Origin of the sequence: Flavobacterium magnesitis (assembly GCF_041729735.1) — a bacterium.
Classification (GTDB): Bacteria; Bacteroidota; Bacteroidia; order Flavobacteriales; family Flavobacteriaceae; genus Flavobacterium; species Flavobacterium magnesitis.
In genome coordinates this window covers 1-18,348 of the sequence record NZ_JBCFQK010000038.1, presented here as the reverse complement: position 1 = coordinate 18,348, position 18,348 = coordinate 1, and the positions used below count along the sequence as shown (strand labels likewise).

Here is an 18,348-nt window from a genome sequence, read left to right as displayed (position 1 = left end):
GGAATGACAAGATTGTGTAAAATCAATTGGAATGGGCTTTAGCCCGTTTTAAAGTAAGAATCTAAACTGGCTTTAGCCTAAACTGTATTGACTTTTGGCTAAAGCCTTACCCCTTAATTAATACCATCATCTGGCTAAAGCCAGACGCAATTGATAAACGAATCCTTAAACCTTAAGGCATTAGCAACAAAAATTATAATTATTCAAAATTATTTTCAAAAACACTACGGAATTTACATATTAAATTCGTAATTTAATCGTTCTAAATAAAAATACCACATTCGCATACCGATTTAACTGAAACCTTTAACCATTAAATCAATATCTTATGTCTCAACACAGCCTTTATGAAAGCAACTGGATCAATCTAGTTTTCGAAAACAGAAACAAAGACTACGGCGCCTTCCAATTACGTCAGGAAACCACCAAGACCTCTTTTAACGCCCTTTTTATTGGTATTTTAGTGTGCACCGCACTAATCATTTTACCCACTTTACTACTTCATCCAAAAGAAATTACCGTTCCTACAACACCTGATTGGACCAAAACCATCGTTCAATTACAAGACATTTATCAGGCAGAACAAGAGGCTGCTCCCGCACCTGCACTTCCTGAGATAAAAACACAAACGCCTACTGAGGTTATCGAGACTAAACAACTCATTAATCCAACAGTAGTAAGTGCCACACTGGCTCCCGATGTTGAACTTACAATGGAACAAACGAATTCTAAAGACAGTACAACCGATGGACAAGTTATTGCCGGATCTACTATAGGAACTGGAGAAGGAGTTCCAAACGGAACGAGTTCTGGAACTGGACTTGGAACAGCCACTAACGGCACTGGTACTGGCACAGAAACTCATATTGCTGAAATGTTAGATAAAAAACCGCAATTTCCGGGAGGAATAGAAAAATTCTACCGCTATGTTGGAAATAATTTCAGAAGCCCAATGATGGACGAGACTAAAAATGTTCGCATCTATGTTTCTTTTGTGGTTGAAAGAGATGGCAGCATGAGTAACATTAAAGTAATCAACAAACCAGGACAAGCTTTAGAAAAAGAAGCCATTCGTGTATTGCAATCCATAAAAGCCAAATGGTCTCCAGGAATGTTGAATTCTAAACCTGTAAGAACAGCTTATAATCTACCAATTGTAGTTCAGGTAAATTAAATTTAATTTTTAAAATCAAAATTCAGGCAGCCTTAGTGCTGCTTTTTTCTTTTAATTACAATACGGATTTCCATTTGACAACAATCATTCGACTCAAAATACGTTCTATATTGTATTACGCTCCGTTTTTATTGGACTATTTTGAAATAACTAACGGTATTATAACAAATCTAACTAAAAGCTTCGCTACTTAAAACACCACATTTAAATCAACATTGTGTATCTTTGTAGCCTTAAAATTGATCTATGGAAACTGTTTTAGATACTACTACACCGGTTGCTACCCAAGTCGCAGCTAAACCAAAATGGCTAAAAGTAAAATTACCTATTGGAAAAAAATACACAGAGCTTCGTGGCTTAGTTGATAAATATAGCTTAAATACCATTTGTACTTCAGGAAGTTGTCCTAATATGGGCGAATGCTGGGGCGAAGGAACAGCTACTTTTATGATATTAGGAAATACATGTACCCGTTCTTGTGGATTTTGTGGTGTAAAAACAGGTCGTCCGGAAACGGTAGACTGGGACGAACCTGAAAAAGTAGCCCGTTCTATCAAAATTATGAATATCAAACATGCCGTAATTACGAGTGTGGACAGAGACGATTTGAAAGACGGTGGTTCTATTATTTGGATAGAAACCGTAAAAGCAATTCGTAGAATGAACCCAAATACTACACTTGAAACTTTAATTCCAGATTTTCAAGGTATCGAAAGAAACATCGACCGAATTGTAGAAGCAAATCCAGAAGTAGTTTCGCACAACATGGAAACCGTTCGCCGTTTGACTCGTGAAGTACGTATCCAAGCCAAATACGACAGAAGCTTAGAAGTATTGCGTTACCTAAAAGAAAAAGGAATCAACAGAACCAAATCAGGGATTATGTTAGGCCTTGGTGAAGAAGAAGAAGAAGTTTTCCAAACCATGAGAGACCTTCGTGCTGCTAATGTAGATGTGGTAACTATTGGTCAATACTTACAACCTAGTAAAAAACACTTGCCTGTTAAGGAATTCATTACGCCAGAACAATTTGCTAAATACGAGCAATATGGTTTGGAATTAGGTTTCCGCCATGTAGAAAGTGGACCATTAGTTCGTTCTTCATACAAAGCACAAAAACACATATTATAAAAAGTTTATTCGGTTAATCGTTTATTTGCTTAACCGATTAAACAGTTAAACAAATAAACAAGAAACTTGAAAACAAGAATTGCCATCAATGGTTTTGGTCGAATTGGCCGAAACCTTTTCCGTCTACTTTTAAATCACCCTGAAATAGAAGTTGTTGCTATCAATGATATTGCCGACACCAAGACTATGGCGCATTTAATAAAATACGACAGTATCCACGGTGTTTTGCCTCAGGCTGTAATTGCCGATGAAAAAGGGTTTACCATTGATGGAAAGCATTTTTTATTTTTCCATGAAAAAAGTATTGCTAAACTCAACTGGAGTCCTTTAAATATTGATTTTGTAATTGAATCCACAGGGAAATACAAAACCTACGAAGACTTAAATGAGCATATTATTGCAGGTGCAAAAAAAGTAATTCTTTCAGCTCCATCAGAAGTGGACACGATTAAAACAGTTGTTTTAGGAGTGAACGAACATATCTTGGACGGAACCGAAAAAATCATTTCTAATGCGAGTTGTACGACAAATAATGCCGCTCCAATGATTAAAATAATCGATGAACTTTGCGGAATCGAGCAAGCGTACATTACTACAATTCACTCTTTTACCACAGACCAGAGCTTACACGATCAGCCACACAAGGATTTACGAAGAGCCAGAGGCGCCAGTCAGTCTATTGTTCCTACAACTACAGGTGCTGCTAAAGCATTAACAAAAATTTTTCCTATCTTAGAGGGCAAAATTGGTGGATGTGGTATTCGCGTACCTGTCCCGGACGGTTCTTTGACCGATATTACCGTTAATGTAAAAACGGCTGTATCAATAGAAGAAATAAACGAAGCTTTTAAATTGGCTTCGCAAAATGAACTAAAAGGAATTCTAGATTATACAGAAGATCCTATTGTATCCGTTGATATTATAGGTAATAGAAATTCTTGCTTATTTGACGCCCAACTTACCTCTGTTATCGACAAAATGGTAAAAGTTGTTGGTTGGTATGATAATGAAATTGGCTATTCATCACGCTTAATAGATTTGATACTTTTGACCAAAAAATAATTTACTGAATGAAATTGCAAATCAAATTTTACCTGATTTTCGTTATTTTATTTAATTCAGTCCTCTATTCTCAAAAAAGAGAAACAGATAGCTTGAGCTATTACAATAATTTGGCTAATGCCAATATTAAGGACAATAAGTACAAACAAGTCTTTTTATATACCCAAAAAGCGATTAATTACGCCCAGGAAAATTCCAAAACCAATCAACAGGCGATACAAACAGCTAAATTGGGTAGACTGTATTATGGTCTAAAAAAACAAGACGACGCTATCGAAAAACTAACCGAAAGCATCAATCTATTTAAAACACTTAGTCCTTCAAGCGAATATGCTAATGCTTATTATTATCTGGGATTAGCTTACATTGCCAAAAAAAATTATCCATCTGCAGAAATTTGTATTAACAAAGCAGCCGTTATTTCTAAAGCACTTCAACTTGATGACAATAACCAATTAATTCAGCTTCAAAAAGGGATTATCTATAGTGCAAATCAAAAATTTGATACCGCTTCAACCATTTTTAATAGTATCATTTCCAAACCCGATAGTCCAAAAAATTTGGATATAAAAGCAGAAGCTTTATACCAAATGGGATTGATTGAAGAACATAACAATCGGAATAATTTAGCGCTAAATTACTACAATAAAGCTTTAGACTTAAATGATAAAAATCAAAATTTAGACCAAAAATCGAATATTTTACTGGCTATTAGTTTAGTCTACGATAAAATGTTAGACAAAAGCACTGCCTATTCTTTTTTAAAATTACACCTCAATTTAAAAGAAAGCATCGCCATTGCTATTAATGAAAAATTAGGAATCAGCGATTATGAAGCGTTTAAAGAAAGCCAACGAAAACTAAACTTAGCCCGCGTTAATAAAGAAAAAGAAGAACAAGAAAAAACAGAGCAATTTTCCAGATTAATTAATTACATGTCAATTGCCATTATTATCATCCTTTCGTTATTGTGTTATTCATTATACAAAAACAATAAAATCCGAAAAAAAACGAACTTACTGCTCCAGGAAAAAAATCAGGAACTTATAAGAGCCAAAGAAAAAATAGAAAAAGCATCTAGTGCAAGAGCTGATTTTTTATCCATTGTGAGTCATGAGCTCAGAACACCACTGAATGCAATTAACGGAATTACACATTTATTACTACAAGAAAACCCAAAAAAAACACAATTACACTATCTTAACTCCTTAGAATTTTCGGGGAATTATTTAACTGCTTTTATTAATGATATTTTAGAAATCAACAAAATTGATTCCAATAAAGCTCAAATAGAACCAGTTAATTTTGATTTAAAACAATTATTAGAAGACATAAAAAATTCGCTAATTGAAGTCGCTACAAAAAACAAAAACGAGTTTATACTGGATATTGATCCTAATATTCCGAATAGTTTAATTGGCGATCCTATTAAGTTGTCTCAAATTTTCATCAATTTAATCAACAATGCTTTAAAGTTTACTAAAAATGGTAAAGTAAGTGTTGTAGCCCGATTACAGTCTTTACAAGACCAAAAAGCCTTGCTTTATTTTGAAGTAGTGGATACTGGAATAGGAATTCCTTCTGAAAAACTTAAAAGTATTTTTGAAAGTTTCTATCAAGGATCAACTGAAATAAACCGAAAATATGGCGGAACAGGTTTAGGCTTGACCATTGTAAAAAAATTATTAAAAATATTAGGCAGTGAGATTCATTTAAAAAGTAATTTAGGCGAAGGTTCTTGTTTTTCCTTTGAATTATGCCTTACAGCAAACTACAACCCAATTTATTTGCAACAAAAACAAGAATTTGTTTTTGACTTTTCTAAAATAAAAGGTAAAAATATTTTAATAGTTGAAGACAACAAAATCAACCAAATGATTACCAAAAGAATGCTGGAAAACAGAAACATTCTTTGTGAAGTAATTGATAATGGCGAAGATGCAATTGAAGCACTCCGCAACAAAAATTTTGATTTAGTTCTTATGGATGTTCATTTACCAGGGGTAAACGGAACAATTGCTACCCAAGAAATTAGAAAGTTTGACATGCATACGCCTATTATTGCCATGACTGCCATTTCACTGAATGAAAATAGAGAAATGCTACTTTCTTTTGGAATGGATGAAGTAATCACAAAACCTTTTATTCCTCAGGATTTCTACAATATGTTGTATAAATTCCTTGCCGTTAATAATTTAGAATCAACTCTTTAATTAGTTTTCGAACTTTAGGTTCTGCTTTTCTTGCTGCTTCTAAAACTTCTTCATGAGAGATGGTTTCGATACTTTCTTCATTCCCCATATCAGTGATTACCGAAACTCCAAAAGTTTCCAAATCCATGTGACGCGCTACAATAACTTCAGGAACAGTAGACATTCCCACACAATCGGCACCTAAAATTTTGACCATTTTGTATTCTGCCAAAGTTTCAAACGTAGGGCCTTGTAAACCCAAATAGATTCCGTCTTTTACTTCTATATTATTTTTTAGAGCCAATTCTTTTACAACAGCAATCATTTTTTTCGAATAAGCCTCGCTCATATTGACGAATCTTGGTCCAAAACGTTCATCATTTTTTCCACGTAAAGGATGTTCGGGAGCCATATTAATATGATCGTTGATAATAACAATATCGCCCACTTTGTAATTAACATTTACCCCGCCCGAAGCATTAGAAACAATCAATTTCTCGATACCTAAATATTTCATTACTCGTACAGCGAAAGTAACTTCTTGCATCGAATAGCCTTCATAATAATGAAAACGACCTTGCATGGCTACTACTTTTTTAGCGCCAATAGTTCCAAAAACCAAAGCTCCTTTGTGTCCTTCGACAGTAGAAACAGGAAAATTAGGGATTTCAGCATAAGGCAAAGTGAATTCTATTTGAATATCATCTGTAAAACTTCCTAATCCTGAACCTAAGATTACGCCATATTCTGGACTAAAATTGATTTTGGCTTTTATAAAACTAACCGTTTCTTGTACTTGTTCCCACATAATTTAAAATGGTTTTATCAAAATTTTCGCTATCTGAAAGAAATGAACTTTTTATAGGTAAATGATACAATTGCTCGCCTGAAATATTATATTTCAAGCGTACAAAATCTTTTTCGGTAGTAACAATGATCTTGTTTTGTGCTTTATTTTTAATTGTCAACAGATCGTTTTTAGAAAAATGATGATGATCTGGAAAAACCAGTTTCTCATCATTCCCATTTTGGAAATGAGCAAAAAACGGTTCTGGTTTTGCAATTCCCGCTATAAGCAATTTATCTACATTTTTGATTTCGTCAACTGGAATTGATTTATTATCCGAATAAATAAATTCGTCATAATCAATATAGGAGAAATACAATTGTTGCTTTTTAGTCAATTTAAGTTTCTTTTTTATCGAAACTTTCTCAGCTTCTGAAAGATTCGCTGGACATTTTGTAACAATAACCAGATTGGCTCTTTCGGATCCACTTCTACTCTCTCGCAAATTTCCAGTCGGCAACATAAAATCATCCGAATACAAATCGCCATAAGAAGTGAGTAAAATATAAAACCCAGCTTTTACTTTTCGGTGTTGATAGGCATCGTCTAGCAAAATCACTTCAGGTTTTTGGGATTGCGAAAGCAATTGTTCAATACCATTTTTTCTATTGACATCAACTGCAACTTGAATATCTGGGAATTTTTCATAAAACTGAAACGGTTCATCTCCAAGAATTGCAGCATTGGAACTAGAATCAGCCAAAACAAAACCTTCCGACTGTCTTTTATAACCACGACTTAAGGTCGCTACTTTATATTTTGGCGAAAGCAAACGAATCAAATATTCAATTTGAGGCGTTTTCCCAGTTCCGCCCACACTTAGGTTTCCAACAGCAATAACAGAAACATCAAATGAATACGATTTTAAAATGCCTTTATCAAATAAAAAATTTCTAATAGCAGTTATCAAACCATATAAAATGGCAAAAGGGAAAAGTATTTTTCGAAGTAAATTCATAATTATTTATCAGAATAGTGTCCCATTGCAGCAATGATAAATACAGTTACTATTTCTTCTTCAACTTTATATATAAGTCTGTCTTTTTTGTTAATTTCTCTAGACCAAAATCCTGAAAGTTCGTGCTTTAATGCTTCTGGATTTCCTATTCCTTCAAAAGGTGTTTCAGACAATTCTATTAAAATCTTGGTAAGTTTCTTAATATTCGCCTGATTACCTGATTTTTTATGTTTTGCTATATCTAAACTTGCTTTAGGTTCTATTTTAAGCCTAAACTTCCCCATATATCATCAGGATCAATAGTTATACATTTAGATTTACCACTTTTTATATCAGCATCTCTATCTAAAATCATTTTTACAAATTCTGGATTATAAGGACTTTCTTCTTTCTTTATTTTTTTAGAATCAGTTTCAATAATTTCTATACCATCAACACCTTTAAAAAAAGCTTCAAACATAGCCATAAATGCTTTCCCTGTTTTGGTACGTTCGTTAATTTTTATTGTAGTCATAACTTTTAGGTTTAGAATTACAAAGATACAAAATTCGTATAGGATTCATTTTAAAGTTCATTGCTTTATTCGTTAATTTGTTTATTCGAAAAAATGAAATCGAAGATTCACGAACACCATAAAAATAAAAACAGTGAGTAAAATAAAAGAAATTCTTTCCGTTCTTGAAGAAATGGCACCACTAGCCTATGCTGAAGATTTTGATAATGTTGGTTTATTAGTTGGAAATCAAGAAACAGAAGCTACGGGAGTTTTAGTTTGTCACGATGCTTTGGAAAATGTTATTGAAGAAGCGATTACCAAAAACTGTAATTTGGTAGTTTGTTTTCATCCGATATTATTTTCTGGGTTAAAAAAAATCACGGGAAAGAACTATGTGGAACGGTCCATAATCAAAGCCATAAAAAATGATATCGCTATTTATGCGGTTCATACGGCTTTAGACAATCATCAGGATGGTGTGAATAAAATATTTTGTAATGCTTTAGGATTGATCAATACTAAAATCCTGATTCCCAAATCTAATTTTATTCGAAAGTTAGTTACTTATACCGTTCCGGAAAATGCTGCGGAAGTTCGTCGGGCTCTTTTTGATGCTGGAGCGGGCACAATTGGAAATTATGAAAATTGTAGTTTTGTTTCTAACGGAACTGGAACCTACAAAGGAAATTCCGATAGCAATCCTGTTATTGGTGAACGAAATGAATTAACCGAAACTGCTGAAATCAAAATCGAAGTTACTTTTGAAAAACATCTGGAATCTAAAATTTTAAAAGCACTTTTTACCAATCATATTTATGAAGAAGTGGCTTATGAAATTTATGATTTGCAAAACCAACATCAAAATATAGGATTAGGAATGATTGGTGAACTTCCTGCTGAAATGGACGAAGTAGCTTTTCTTACTTTGGTAAAAGAAAAAATGATTGCGGATGGCATTCGTCATTCTGCCTTTCGAGGAAAAAAAATAAAAAAAGTTGCCGTACTTGGAGGTTCTGGAAGTTTTGCCATAAAAAACGCTATTCAGGCAGGAGCAGACGCTTTTTTAACCGCTGATTTGAAGTATCATCAGTTTTATGAAGCCGAAAATCAGTTAATTTTAGCCGATATTGGACATTTTGAAAGCGAACGCTATACAAAAAATTATATTGTTGATTTTCTTAGGAAAAAAATCCTTAATTTTGCAATCATTTTATCTGAAGAAAATACAAATCCAGTTAAGTACTTATAGAAATAGAATATGACTAATACGAAAGAATTAAGTGTTGAGGACAAGTTAAGAGCCATCTACGATTTACAATTGATTGACTCAAGAATTGACGAAATTAGAAACGTGAGAGGTGAACTTCCTCTTGAAGTGGAAGATTTAGAAGATGAAGTTGCTGGTTTAAGCACACGTTCTGAAAAATTAAAAAGCGAGCTTGAATTAATAGAAGAGCAAATTAAAGCTAAAAAGAATAGTATCGATGAGCACAAAGAGGCCATCAAAAAATATACTAAACAACAAGAAAGTGTTCGTAACAACAGAGAATTCAACTCTTTAACTAAAGAAGTAGAATTCCAGGAGCTTGAAATTCAATTAGCTGAAAAGCAAATGAAAGAAATGAAAGCTTCTATCGAACACAAAAAAGAGATTATCGCTCAATCTAAAGAAAAATTAGAATTGAAATCGAATCACTTAAAGCATAAAAAATTAGAGTTAAACGATATCATGGCAGAAACTGCTAAGGAAGAAGAATTTTTAACTCAAAAATCAGCTGAATTCCAAGAATTAATAGAAGAAAGATTATTAGCAGCTTACACCAGAATCCGTTCAAGTGTACGCAATGGTTTAGCAGTTGTTTCTATCGAGAGAGGTGCTTCAGCAGGTTCATTCTTTACTATTCCACCACAAACACAGGTTGAAATTGCTTCTAGAAAGAAAATCATCATCGATGAGCATTCAGGAAGAATTTTAGTCGATAGTAGTTTAGCTGAGGAAGAAAAAGAAAAAATGGAAAACTTATTCGCAAGTATTTAATTATATTTAAGTCCCGATTAACCATCGGGACTTTTTTATTATGAAAAAAGCCTCTTATTTTTTATTTACTAAATTAGTTGGTTTATACATAAACCTCTTAAGTTTTATTTTTCCTAAAAAAGCAAACCAACTTGCTTATGCTCTTTTTAGTGAACCTCGAGATGGAAAATTACTAAAAGACAAACTTCCTGAGATATTAAACGAAACCGAAAAAAAAATTCATCAACACCAAGGCGATTTTTTTCAAAGTTATACTTGGAAAGGTAATGAAAATGTGATTTTATTAGTTCACGGCTGGGAAAGCAACGCCTCCCGATGGGAAAAATCACTAGCTTACTTAAAAAAATCAGGCAGCACTATTATTGCCCTCGATGCACCTGGACACGGATTATCTGGCGGAAAAGAATTCAACATTCCTCAATATGCTGCTTTTATTGATATTTTGGTTCAAGAATTCAAACCTAAACATCTTATTGGACATTCTTTAGGTGGAAAAACTTGTCTTTACTACCAATCCACCTATCAAAATGACAGTATCGAAAAAATGGTTATTTTAGGTTCTCCAAGTGATTTTAAAATTATTTTGAACAATTATATTACTTTATTGAGTTTGAATTCTAAAATTTCAAAAGGACTGGAAAATCATTATCTCAACCATTTCAACCTTACAATGGATCAGTTTTCTGGAAAACACTTTGCTTCTAAAATAAAGACCAAAGGTTTCATTGCACATGATACTGAAGACACCATTGTTTTATTCGAAGAAGGAAAAAAAATAGCCAGCTCGTGGCAAGATGCCGTTTTTATAGAAACCAAAGGGTTGGGACATAGTCTTCACGGAGAAGAATTGTATGAGAAAATCTCATCTTTTTTATTTGAAAGAGAAGAATAGTTGCTTCTAACCTCATTCGTTATAAAGATTTTCAAATTTCCAAATCATAGCATTTTCAAATTACTTACTTTTGCACTATGGAAGAAAATTTAAAACGTCTCAATAAATTCATAGGAGAATCCGGTTATTGCTCGCGACGTGAAGCCGACAAATACATAGAAGAAGGTCGTGTAACCATCAATGGAATTGTACCAGAATTAGGTACAAAAGTTTCTCCAACTGATGAAGTCCGTATTGATGGCAAATTGATTCATGAAAAAAATGAGAAACCAGTTTATCTTGCCTTTAATAAACCTGTTGGAATTGAATGTACTACTAACTTAGAAGTACGCAACAATATTGTTGACTATATTAATTATCCCAAACGTATTTTCCCTATTGGCCGATTAGACAAAGCTTCAGAAGGATTGATTTTCATGACTAATGACGGTGATATTGTCAACAAAATTTTGCGTGCCAGAAACAATCACGAAAAAGAATATACTGTAACGGTTAACAAACCAATTACCGATAGATTTATACAAAGAATGGGAAATGGCGTGCCTATTTTAGACACTGTAACCCGAAAATGTAAAGTGGAGCAAATCAGCAAAAACATTTTCAAAATTATTCTTACTCAAGGCTTAAATCGCCAAATTCGTAGAATGTGTGAATATTTAGGTTATGAAGTTACCGCTCTAAAACGTATCCGAATTATCAACATCTCGCTTGACATTCCTGTGGGACGTTACCGCGATTTAACAGATGCTGAAATTAAAGAATTAAACGAATTGATCGAACCTTCGAGCAAAACCGAAGAAGCCAGTTTACCTAAAGCAGAAGTTCCAAAACGCAGAACCGAATTCATCAAGAAAGACGATTCAAGATTTAAAAAACGTGGGGATTATTAATTTCCAATTTTATCTCTTTTCAAAAGAATATAAACAAAAAATGAGGCTCGAAAGCCTCATTTTTTATATCAATAACTAAAATTATTTTACAAGAATAATTTCAACTCTACGGTTTTGAGCTCTTCCTTCTACCGTTTTGTTAGAAGCAATTGGCTTAGTAATCCCATAACCTTCTGACGAAAGTCTGTCAGCACTAATACCTTTAGAAATCAAATAATCCTTAACTGCAGCAGCTCTATCTTTAGATAATTGAAGATTTTTAGCCACATTACCAGTGCTATCAGTATGTCCTTCTAATTTAAAATTAGCGTTATTGTATTCGTCCATTACTTTTACAATTCCTTCTAATTTATCGTGTGATTCTGGCTTAATAGTCGCTTTAGAAGAATCAAATAAAACCGATTTAGAGAAATCATTCAATCTTTTGATTACTTCAGTAGTTACTTCTGGACAACCTTTATTAGCAAGAGTTCCTTTTACTGTAGGACATCTGTCATCTTTATCTAAAACACCGTCTCCATCAGTATCTGGCCAAGGACAACCTCCGTTTTCTTTTGGACCAGCAACATCTGGACATTTATCATCCTTGTCTAAAACTCCATCGTTGTCTTTGTCTTCCCATGGACACCCATCGTTAGCAGCAGGACCAGCAACATCTGGACATTTATCGTCTTTGTCTAATATTCCATCATTATCTCTATCACCCCATGGACAACCTTTATTTTCAACAGGTCCAGCCACAGTAGGACATTCATCATCTTTATCTAACACACCATCTCCATCTTGATCTTTAGCCTTTTTTTGATAAACAGGAATTTTTATTCCTAAATGGATATCAGCAGCTCTTGAACTTTTTGAAATAGCATTAGAAACAATAGAACTAGATCCAATAAAGAAAACTCCAGTTCTTAAACCTAAACCTACTTGAGCTTGTTTGCTATAATCCATGTACGAAATTGGAATATAAGCACTAAACCATTTTGATTCATAACGAGGAGTCAAACTCACACGATTAGCAATACTGTTTTGATTTAATTTTGTTTTGCTCACAATTCCTAAATCTCCATTAGCATTCAAATAGAATCTTCTGTGAATATTCCAGTCTACATCAGCATGGATAGCCGTTGGCAAATTAGATCTTACTGCCCCATTTAAAACTGTAAAATTGTAATTATTTTCTAAGAACTCATCAAAATTGTCGGCATTATCATAATCATCCTGAGTAATTGTTTCATTTAAATCATAATTTCTGCGAATTCCTTTATCGTATTTCATTGAACCTAAATCGGTAACAGAAACACCAAAACGCAATTTGTATTTGTTTACTTCTTTTAAATCATTGATATCCGCTCTATCAGCGCTATATTCTGGTCTCCATTCGTAAACCAAACCTAAATCAACTCCAAAACCTCTTGATTTTGAATCAACATCAATATCTGAATCAGTCGCAAAATCCTGGCTTGAACCATAAATTGCTGAACCTGTAGTTTCGTAAGTACTTAATTCTGGAAAAAGTAAATTTTCTTGAAATTCTAAATTAATATTATTTCCTTGCAAATGATAATTAGCTACTCCTTGTAAATATTTAGCAGTAATACCTCCTTTTAAGAAATGCTCTCCTCTTTGGAACAAAACGGCAGCATAAGAAACACCAAACTCTCCCCATGAATTCCCTACAGCATTAGGACTTCCAACTGGATAATCAAAATCAGTTTTGTTGTCTTTACTAATTTCGTTAACTACATTACCATTTATATCAATTACATTAAGAACCGCTCTTGCTCTTGTATAAATTGCTAATGTATGTTTAGGAGCAATGTTAAACATTACAGAAGGTCCCATAACATCAGTATTCAAGAAAGCATTATTAGCATTGCTAAAGTTCTTTTTAGCTTCCAAATCAAAATCATATCCGTCTTTAAAAACATCAAAAATCTTTACACCATACAAATCATTTCCAATAGAAGAACTCGTGGAGAATAAATTAATATCTACTTTAAAACGAGAATCGGCTATAGAGGCAGGATTATATAACACACTTTGAACACCAGCATAGTTATCAGGAATATATCCTAAATAAGACTGGGCATTTGCCGAACAAAAACTTGCAAAAGCAAACAACGAAAGAAAAATTCTCTTTTTCATAATTAATACCATTTGGTTAATAAATTTGGAGCAAAAAAAAGCACCTAATTTGACAACGCAAATTAAGTGCTTTTTCTTATTAATACCTTTAAAAATTTTATGTTTTTCTTAACAAATAAACTTTACTTAACTATTAGAAAACTTCGCTGGCCTCTTTTAATTTTTCTGTATTGTTAACTAGCTGTAACTCATCTACAATTTTCTGAATATCACCATTCATGATATTTCCTAAATCATATAAAGTTAATCCAATTCGGTGATCAGTTACACGACCTTGAGCATAATTATAAGTTCTAATTTTTGCCGAACGGTCTCCAGAACTTACTTGTGAAGTACGTTTTGATGCGTCTTCTGCTTCTTTTTTAGCTAATTCTTGTTCGTATAAACGAGAACGCAATACACCTAAAGCCTTATCTTTATTTTTATGTTGCGATTTTTGATCCTGACATTGCGCTACTAATCCAGTAGGAATGTGTGTCAAACGCACTGCAGATTTAGTTGTATTTACCGATTGTCCTCCAGGTCCTGACGAACAAAAGAAATCCACACGCACATCATTCATATCAATTTGAACATCAAACTCCTCAGCTTCTGGTAAAACCATAACGGTCGCTGCTGATGTATGCACACGTCCTTGTGTTTCCGTTTGAGGAACACGTTGTACACGGTGAACTCCCGCTTCAAACTTTAAAGTTCCGTAAACATCTTCTCCAGTAACTTCAAAAATCACCTCTTTAAAACCTCCTGAAGTCCCCTCGTTCATATCCACAACCGATGTTCTCCAACCGCGACTTTCACAATATTTAGTATACATTCTAAACAAATCTCCTGCAAAAATACTCGCTTCATCACCACCAGTTCCAGCACGAACCTCTACCATTACATTCTTAGCGTCTTCTGGATCTTTAGGAATCAACATAAATTTAATTTCTTCCTCCAATTCTGGTAATCTTTGTTTTGCTTCATCCAGTTGCATCTTGGCCATTTCGGTCATATCTGGGTCACTTCCGTCCGAAATAATTTCGTTTGCTTCTTCAATATTAGCCATCAAAAGAACATATTCATCTCTTTTCCCAGCCAAAGCCTTTAGATCTTTATACTCTTTATTCAACTGTACATAACGCTTTTGATCCGAAATCACATCCGGTTGGATGATTAAATCCGAAATCTCATCAAAACGTTGTTTCACTATCTGAAGTCTGTCTAACATAGTTATAGTCCTTATAATTGGAGTGCAAAAATACAAAAAAGATTGCACATTTAAGAATCCATATTTCAGATTTTTTTAGGAGCTATTTCCTGCTATCCGCTGTATCTTTTTCTAGCAAAAAAACTAGAAAAAGGATGTCGCTTCTATCAGGGCTAGAATCCAGCAATTACAAGAACTAATTCTCTTCCGAAATTTGATTCACCATAAAAATCATAATCCCACCTAAAAGTGCCATAATTAAAAAAGCCCATTTCATACTCAAGGCTTCGGATATAAAACCTACCATTGGCGGAACAATTAAAAAACCAAGATATCCAATAGTCGATATAGAAGTCAATGCCGAACCACTACTTAAATTTTTAGATTTACCCGCAATACTAAACACTAATGGAACAGTGCACGAAACCCCAATTCCTATCAGCACAAAACCTATAATTGTAGGAATGATAAAAGGTAAAAGAAAACAAATCAAAAATCCCGACGAAATAAAAACAGCACTGTAAAACAATATTTTTTTTATACCAAAACGCATCACCACATAATCTCCACAAAAACGTCCTAAAGTAACAGCTGTCATAAAGAAAACAAAGGCAGCTGTTGTTATCTTCTGAGAAGCATGTAATACATTCTGAAAATAAATTCCACTCCAATCATACATCGTATTCTCGCAAGCCATCGACACAAAACAAATAATAGCAAATTTCAATAAGGTTTTATCTGGCATCGAAAAAAACTTCTTTTGTTCTTTTAATGGTTCTGTTTCTATAGTTAACGGATAAAAACAAGCCGTTACTGCCAACATTGCCACACTTATACCTAACAAATGATGAGAAGGATCAATTTTTTGTGTTACCATGACATATCCTAAACCTGCTCCTGCAAATCCAGCTAAACTCCAAATAGCATGAAAAGTAGTCATTATCGATTTAGGGTACAGCCGTTGTACTTCAAGCGCTTGTGCATTCATAGACAAATTTAAAATATTGCGTGAACCACCAAAAATCAAAAGAATAAGTACCAACTGCCATACAAAAGCCGCAAAACCAGGCAATGCTAAAACTATATTAAACAAAATAGCTCCCAACAACATACAATACCTACTGCTAAATAAATTTAAAATTCTTCCTGTAAAAGGCATTGTCAGCATTAAACCTATTGGAAAAGCAAATAAAACAGCTCCAAATTCTGCTTCCGAAAGATGTAATTGTTGTTTTATAGCAGGGATACGTGACGCCCATGAAGAATATCCAAAACCAGAAACGAAGAAAAATATAGTAGTAGCTAACCGATAACCTTTAGGAGATTTCCGTAAAGAATTAAAATAGTTTAAAATCATTGATTGTATTACTTTCAATTAAAATGCAAAATTAAACCTTTTAAGCAGGCAAAAAATGTTAAAAATACCTAAAAAATCTATTGGTATTTTTACTAATTTTGCTCTGAATTGGAGACAAAATCAATTCAATATTTTATGAAAAAACTAGCTTCATTACTATCATTATTCTTGATGGCTTCGGCTTGTCAAAAAAGCAATAATGCCGAAAAAGATTTGATTAAAAAAGCCGATTGGCTTATTGGAAATTGGGAAAATAAAACTGATCTTGGAATACTCACTGAAAATTGGAAAAAAGTAAACGACAGTACCTTTAAAGCCCAATCTTTTTTTATAAAAGATAAAGATAGCATTCATAATGAAACTATTTTACTAGAACAAAAGGGTGAAATTCTAAGTTACACCACTATAATAAAAGGACAAAATGATGGCAAACCCATTCGTTTTGAACTCCTAACTGACAACGAAAACGAACTCGTTTTTGAAAACTTACTGAATGATTATCCAAAAAAAATCAGCTATAAAAAAACAGCAAACAAGATTGTTACCGAAATTTCAGGAACACAATTTGGAAAACCTAGTTCTGAAAAATACATTTTGGTAAAAACTAAATAATAGTAAACAACCTCATTTTTAAAACCTTGCTTTAAATAAGCAAGGTTTTTTTGTTGTAAATAATTTATATTTACATTTAAGTCAATTAGTCTATAACCACAATAACCACACAATGAATAAAAAAACAGCTTTATCAATTATTATTTTACCACTCCTTTCGCTATTCAACACTAATAATAGCTATTCTCAAAACCCATTGAATTTTGGCAGCAAAATTTTCACTGCAGATCCTTCTGGTCATGTATGGGAAGATGGAAAAATGTATATATATGCTTCACATGATGAAGAATGCCAAACTGATTTTTTTATGAAAGACTGGCATGCCTTTTCATCTAGTGATTTAGTAAATTGGACTGATCATGGAGCTATTTTTTCAGTAAAAGACCTTACATGGGCAGACAACTTTGCTTGGGCACCTGATTGTGCTTATAAAAATGGTAAATATTATTTCTGTTTTCCAGTTGGAACAGGCTTTAAAGACAGAGTAAATCCAAAAAACAGTACCAAATGGATGGGAATTGGAATAGCAGTCAGTGATTCACCAACAGGTCCTTTCAAAGATGCCATAGGTAAACCATTGTGGACTACTCCATATGCAAATGACCCTTGTCTTTTTATAGATGATGATGGAAAAGGTTATATTTATTTTAATGGTGGAGGTGATTATCTAGTTGCCGAAATGAATGACGATTTACTCAGCGTAAAAGGTGATATGTATAAAATGGATATGGGTGGCTATAAGCCCAAAAGAGAAGGTCCTTGGATTTTTAAAAGAAAAGGAATTTACTATTATACTATGCCGGAAGAAAATAGAATTCTAACATACTACACGGCTAAATCACCAAAAGGCCCATGGAAATACCAAGGTGTTATTATGGACGAAGAAGGTGAAAGCAATAATCATCATTCTATTGTAGAATACAAAGGAAAATGGGTATTATTCTACCATAGATGGATTGAAAACAAATCAGAATGTGGAGATAAACAACGTCAGATATGTGCTGAAAATCTTTATTTCAATGAAGATGGTACGATTCAAAAAATAAACAGGACCACTTTAGGTGTTGGAAATTCTTTCAAATAATATCAAAAAAAGCTTCAATTAGCAATAGCCAATTGAAGCTTTTGTACTCAGAGCGGGACTTGAACCCGCACGAACATTGCTGTTCACTGGATTTTAAGTCCAGCGTGTCTACCAATTTCACCATCCGAGCATTATAATTTGTGGTACCTCCAGGGATCGAACCAGGGACACATGGATTTTCAGTCCATTGCTCTACCATCTGAGCTAAGGTACCTATTTTTCTACTTATAAAAGTAAAAAAGAATAAAAAACCCCGTTTTGTTATAAAAACGGGGTTTTCA

The 18,348-nt window shown here is 33.5% G+C and carries 17 protein-coding genes and 2 tRNA genes; 10 read left to right on the top strand and 9 right to left on the bottom strand.

What is annotated here, in order from left to right:
- Nucleotides 1-328 precede the first annotated feature (328 nt).
- The 4 genes from AAGV33_RS16040 (at nucleotide 329) to AAGV33_RS16025 (ending at nucleotide 5,580) form a co-directional block, all read left to right on the top strand.
- Nucleotides 329-1,174, top strand: coding sequence for an energy transducer TonB (locus AAGV33_RS16040; RefSeq protein WP_373393355.1), 846 nt, complete (start codon nucleotides 329-331; stop codon nucleotides 1,172-1,174).
- A 246-nt stretch (nucleotides 1,175-1,420) separates the two neighbouring features.
- Nucleotides 1,421-2,305 (top strand): lipoyl synthase, encoded by an 885-nt coding sequence (lipA, locus tag AAGV33_RS16035; RefSeq protein WP_373393354.1) that lies wholly within the window; start codon nucleotides 1,421-1,423, stop codon nucleotides 2,303-2,305.
- Nucleotides 2,306-2,371: 66 nt separating this feature from the next.
- Nucleotides 2,372-3,367 (top strand): type I glyceraldehyde-3-phosphate dehydrogenase, encoded by a 996-nt coding sequence (gene gap / locus AAGV33_RS16030; RefSeq protein ID WP_373393353.1) that lies wholly within the window; start codon nucleotides 2,372-2,374, stop codon nucleotides 3,365-3,367.
- Nucleotides 3,368-3,375: 8 nt separating this feature from the next.
- Complete coding sequence (locus AAGV33_RS16025; RefSeq protein WP_373393352.1) at nucleotides 3,376-5,580, top strand: tetratricopeptide repeat-containing hybrid sensor histidine kinase/response regulator; 2,205 nt, start codon at nucleotides 3,376-3,378, stop codon at nucleotides 5,578-5,580.
- On the opposite strand, the gene AAGV33_RS16020 is transcribed toward AAGV33_RS16025, so the two are convergent.
- From AAGV33_RS16020 to AAGV33_RS16005, 4 genes are read right to left on the bottom strand one after another with little or no spacing between them, the layout of a single operon-like run.
- Complete coding sequence (locus tag AAGV33_RS16020) at nucleotides 5,555-6,367, bottom strand: purine-nucleoside phosphorylase (protein ID WP_373393351.1); 813 nt, start codon at nucleotides 6,365-6,367, stop codon at nucleotides 5,555-5,557. The two genes, AAGV33_RS16025 and AAGV33_RS16020, sit on opposite strands and share 26 nt — an antisense overlap.
- A complete protein-coding gene (lpxK, locus tag AAGV33_RS16015) occupies nucleotides 6,339-7,364 on the bottom strand; it encodes a tetraacyldisaccharide 4'-kinase (RefSeq protein WP_373393349.1) in 1,026 nt (341 codons plus the stop codon). Before lpxK ends, AAGV33_RS16020 begins: the two co-directional genes overlap by 29 nt.
- Before the next feature lie 2 nt (nucleotides 7,365-7,366).
- Entirely contained in the window at nucleotides 7,367-7,648 is a 282-nt protein-coding gene (locus tag AAGV33_RS16010) for a Txe/YoeB family addiction module toxin (protein WP_373393348.1), read from the bottom strand.
- On the bottom strand, nucleotides 7,624-7,878 hold the full coding sequence (locus AAGV33_RS16005; protein WP_373393346.1) for a DUF2683 family protein: 255 nt from the start codon (nucleotides 7,876-7,878) through the stop codon (nucleotides 7,624-7,626). Before AAGV33_RS16005 ends, AAGV33_RS16010 begins: the two co-directional genes overlap by 25 nt.
- Before the next feature lie 172 nt (nucleotides 7,879-8,050).
- Between AAGV33_RS16005 and AAGV33_RS16000 the strand changes: the two genes are divergently transcribed.
- The 4 genes from AAGV33_RS16000 to rluF all read left to right on the top strand — a co-directional run bounded on the left by AAGV33_RS16000 (nucleotide 8,051) and on the right by rluF (nucleotide 11,680).
- Nucleotides 8,051-9,109, top strand: coding sequence for a Nif3-like dinuclear metal center hexameric protein (locus AAGV33_RS16000; protein ID WP_373393357.1), 1,059 nt, complete (start codon nucleotides 8,051-8,053; stop codon nucleotides 9,107-9,109).
- Nucleotides 9,110-9,118: 9 nt separating this feature from the next.
- Complete coding sequence (locus AAGV33_RS15995) at nucleotides 9,119-9,898, top strand: zinc ribbon domain-containing protein (RefSeq protein ID WP_373393344.1); 780 nt, start codon at nucleotides 9,119-9,121, stop codon at nucleotides 9,896-9,898.
- Between the two features lie 40 nt (nucleotides 9,899-9,938).
- Complete coding sequence (locus AAGV33_RS15990) at nucleotides 9,939-10,790, top strand: alpha/beta fold hydrolase (protein WP_373393342.1); 852 nt, start codon at nucleotides 9,939-9,941, stop codon at nucleotides 10,788-10,790.
- A gap of 77 nt (nucleotides 10,791-10,867) precedes the next feature.
- Nucleotides 10,868-11,680, top strand: coding sequence for a 23S rRNA pseudouridine(2604) synthase RluF (gene rluF, locus AAGV33_RS15985; protein WP_373393341.1), 813 nt, complete (start codon nucleotides 10,868-10,870; stop codon nucleotides 11,678-11,680).
- A gap of 81 nt (nucleotides 11,681-11,761) precedes the next feature.
- On the opposite strand, the gene AAGV33_RS15980 is transcribed toward rluF, so the two are convergent.
- The 3 genes from AAGV33_RS15980 to AAGV33_RS15970 all read right to left on the bottom strand — a co-directional run bounded on the left by AAGV33_RS15980 (nucleotide 11,762) and on the right by AAGV33_RS15970 (nucleotide 16,371).
- A complete protein-coding gene (locus tag AAGV33_RS15980) occupies nucleotides 11,762-13,825 on the bottom strand; it encodes a DUF5723 family protein (protein ID WP_373393340.1) in 2,064 nt (687 codons plus the stop codon).
- A 133-nt stretch (nucleotides 13,826-13,958) separates the two neighbouring features.
- On the bottom strand, nucleotides 13,959-15,035 hold the full coding sequence (gene prfA / locus AAGV33_RS15975) for a peptide chain release factor 1 (protein ID WP_373393339.1): 1,077 nt from the start codon (nucleotides 15,033-15,035) through the stop codon (nucleotides 13,959-13,961).
- A 175-nt stretch (nucleotides 15,036-15,210) separates the two neighbouring features.
- Nucleotides 15,211-16,371, bottom strand: a complete 1,161-nt coding sequence (locus AAGV33_RS15970; RefSeq protein ID WP_373393338.1) for an MFS transporter — start codon at nucleotides 16,369-16,371, stop codon at nucleotides 15,211-15,213.
- Between the two features lie 135 nt (nucleotides 16,372-16,506).
- Here AAGV33_RS15970 and AAGV33_RS15965 point away from each other — a divergent pair, with 135 nt between their 5' ends.
- Together AAGV33_RS15965 and AAGV33_RS15960 are read left to right on the top strand one after the other, a co-directional pair.
- A complete protein-coding gene (locus AAGV33_RS15965; RefSeq protein ID WP_373393337.1) occupies nucleotides 16,507-16,983 on the top strand; it encodes a DUF6265 family protein in 477 nt (158 codons plus the stop codon).
- A gap of 112 nt (nucleotides 16,984-17,095) precedes the next feature.
- Nucleotides 17,096-18,067 carry a family 43 glycosylhydrolase gene (locus tag AAGV33_RS15960; RefSeq protein ID WP_373393336.1) on the top strand — a complete coding sequence of 324 codons (972 nt, stop codon included), beginning with the start codon at nucleotides 17,096-17,098 and terminating at the stop codon, nucleotides 18,065-18,067.
- Nucleotides 18,068-18,111: 44 nt separating this feature from the next.
- Here AAGV33_RS15960 and AAGV33_RS15955 read toward each other — a convergent pair.
- Nucleotides 18,112-18,197, bottom strand: a tRNA-Leu gene (locus AAGV33_RS15955).
- Between the two features lie 11 nt (nucleotides 18,198-18,208).
- Nucleotides 18,209-18,281: transfer RNA gene (locus AAGV33_RS15950), tRNA-Phe, on the bottom strand.
- Nucleotides 18,282-18,348: the final 67 nt, after the last annotated feature.

Bases quoted from the DNA above. Each gene is read 5' to 3' on its own strand.
- AAGV33_RS15995 (WP_373393344.1), top strand. From the start codon at position 9,119: ATGACTAATACGAAAGAATTAAGTGTTGAGGACAAGTTAAGAGCCATC.
- AAGV33_RS16000 (WP_373393357.1), top strand. From the start codon at position 8,051: ATGGCACCACTAGCCTATGCTGAAGATTTTGATAATGTTGGTTTATTA.
- prfA (WP_373393339.1), bottom strand. From the start codon at position 15,035: ATGTTAGACAGACTTCAGATAGTGAAACAACGTTTTGATGAGATTTCG.
- AAGV33_RS16020 (WP_373393351.1), bottom strand. From the start codon at position 6,367: ATGTGGGAACAAGTACAAGAAACGGTTAGTTTTATAAAAGCCAAAATC.
- AAGV33_RS16005 (WP_373393346.1), bottom strand. From the start codon at position 7,878: ATGACTACAATAAAAATTAACGAACGTACCAAAACAGGGAAAGCATTT.
- AAGV33_RS16040 (WP_373393355.1), top strand. From the start codon at position 329: ATGTCTCAACACAGCCTTTATGAAAGCAACTGGATCAATCTAGTTTTC.
- AAGV33_RS15980 (WP_373393340.1), bottom strand. From the start codon at position 13,825: ATGAAAAAGAGAATTTTTCTTTCGTTGTTTGCTTTTGCAAGTTTTTGT.
- rluF (WP_373393341.1), top strand. From the start codon at position 10,868: ATGGAAGAAAATTTAAAACGTCTCAATAAATTCATAGGAGAATCCGGT.
- AAGV33_RS15965 (WP_373393337.1), top strand. From the start codon at position 16,507: ATGAAAAAACTAGCTTCATTACTATCATTATTCTTGATGGCTTCGGCT.
- AAGV33_RS15960 (WP_373393336.1), top strand. From the start codon at position 17,096: ATGAATAAAAAAACAGCTTTATCAATTATTATTTTACCACTCCTTTCG.
- AAGV33_RS16010 (WP_373393348.1), bottom strand. From the start codon at position 7,648: ATGGGGAAGTTTAGGCTTAAAATAGAACCTAAAGCAAGTTTAGATATA.
- AAGV33_RS15970 (WP_373393338.1), bottom strand. From the start codon at position 16,371: ATGATTTTAAACTATTTTAATTCTTTACGGAAATCTCCTAAAGGTTAT.
- lpxK (WP_373393349.1), bottom strand. From the start codon at position 7,364: ATGAATTTACTTCGAAAAATACTTTTCCCTTTTGCCATTTTATATGGT.
- AAGV33_RS15990 (WP_373393342.1), top strand. From the start codon at position 9,939: ATGAAAAAAGCCTCTTATTTTTTATTTACTAAATTAGTTGGTTTATAC.
- AAGV33_RS16025 (WP_373393352.1), top strand. From the start codon at position 3,376: ATGAAATTGCAAATCAAATTTTACCTGATTTTCGTTATTTTATTTAAT.
- lipA (WP_373393354.1), top strand. From the start codon at position 1,421: ATGGAAACTGTTTTAGATACTACTACACCGGTTGCTACCCAAGTCGCA.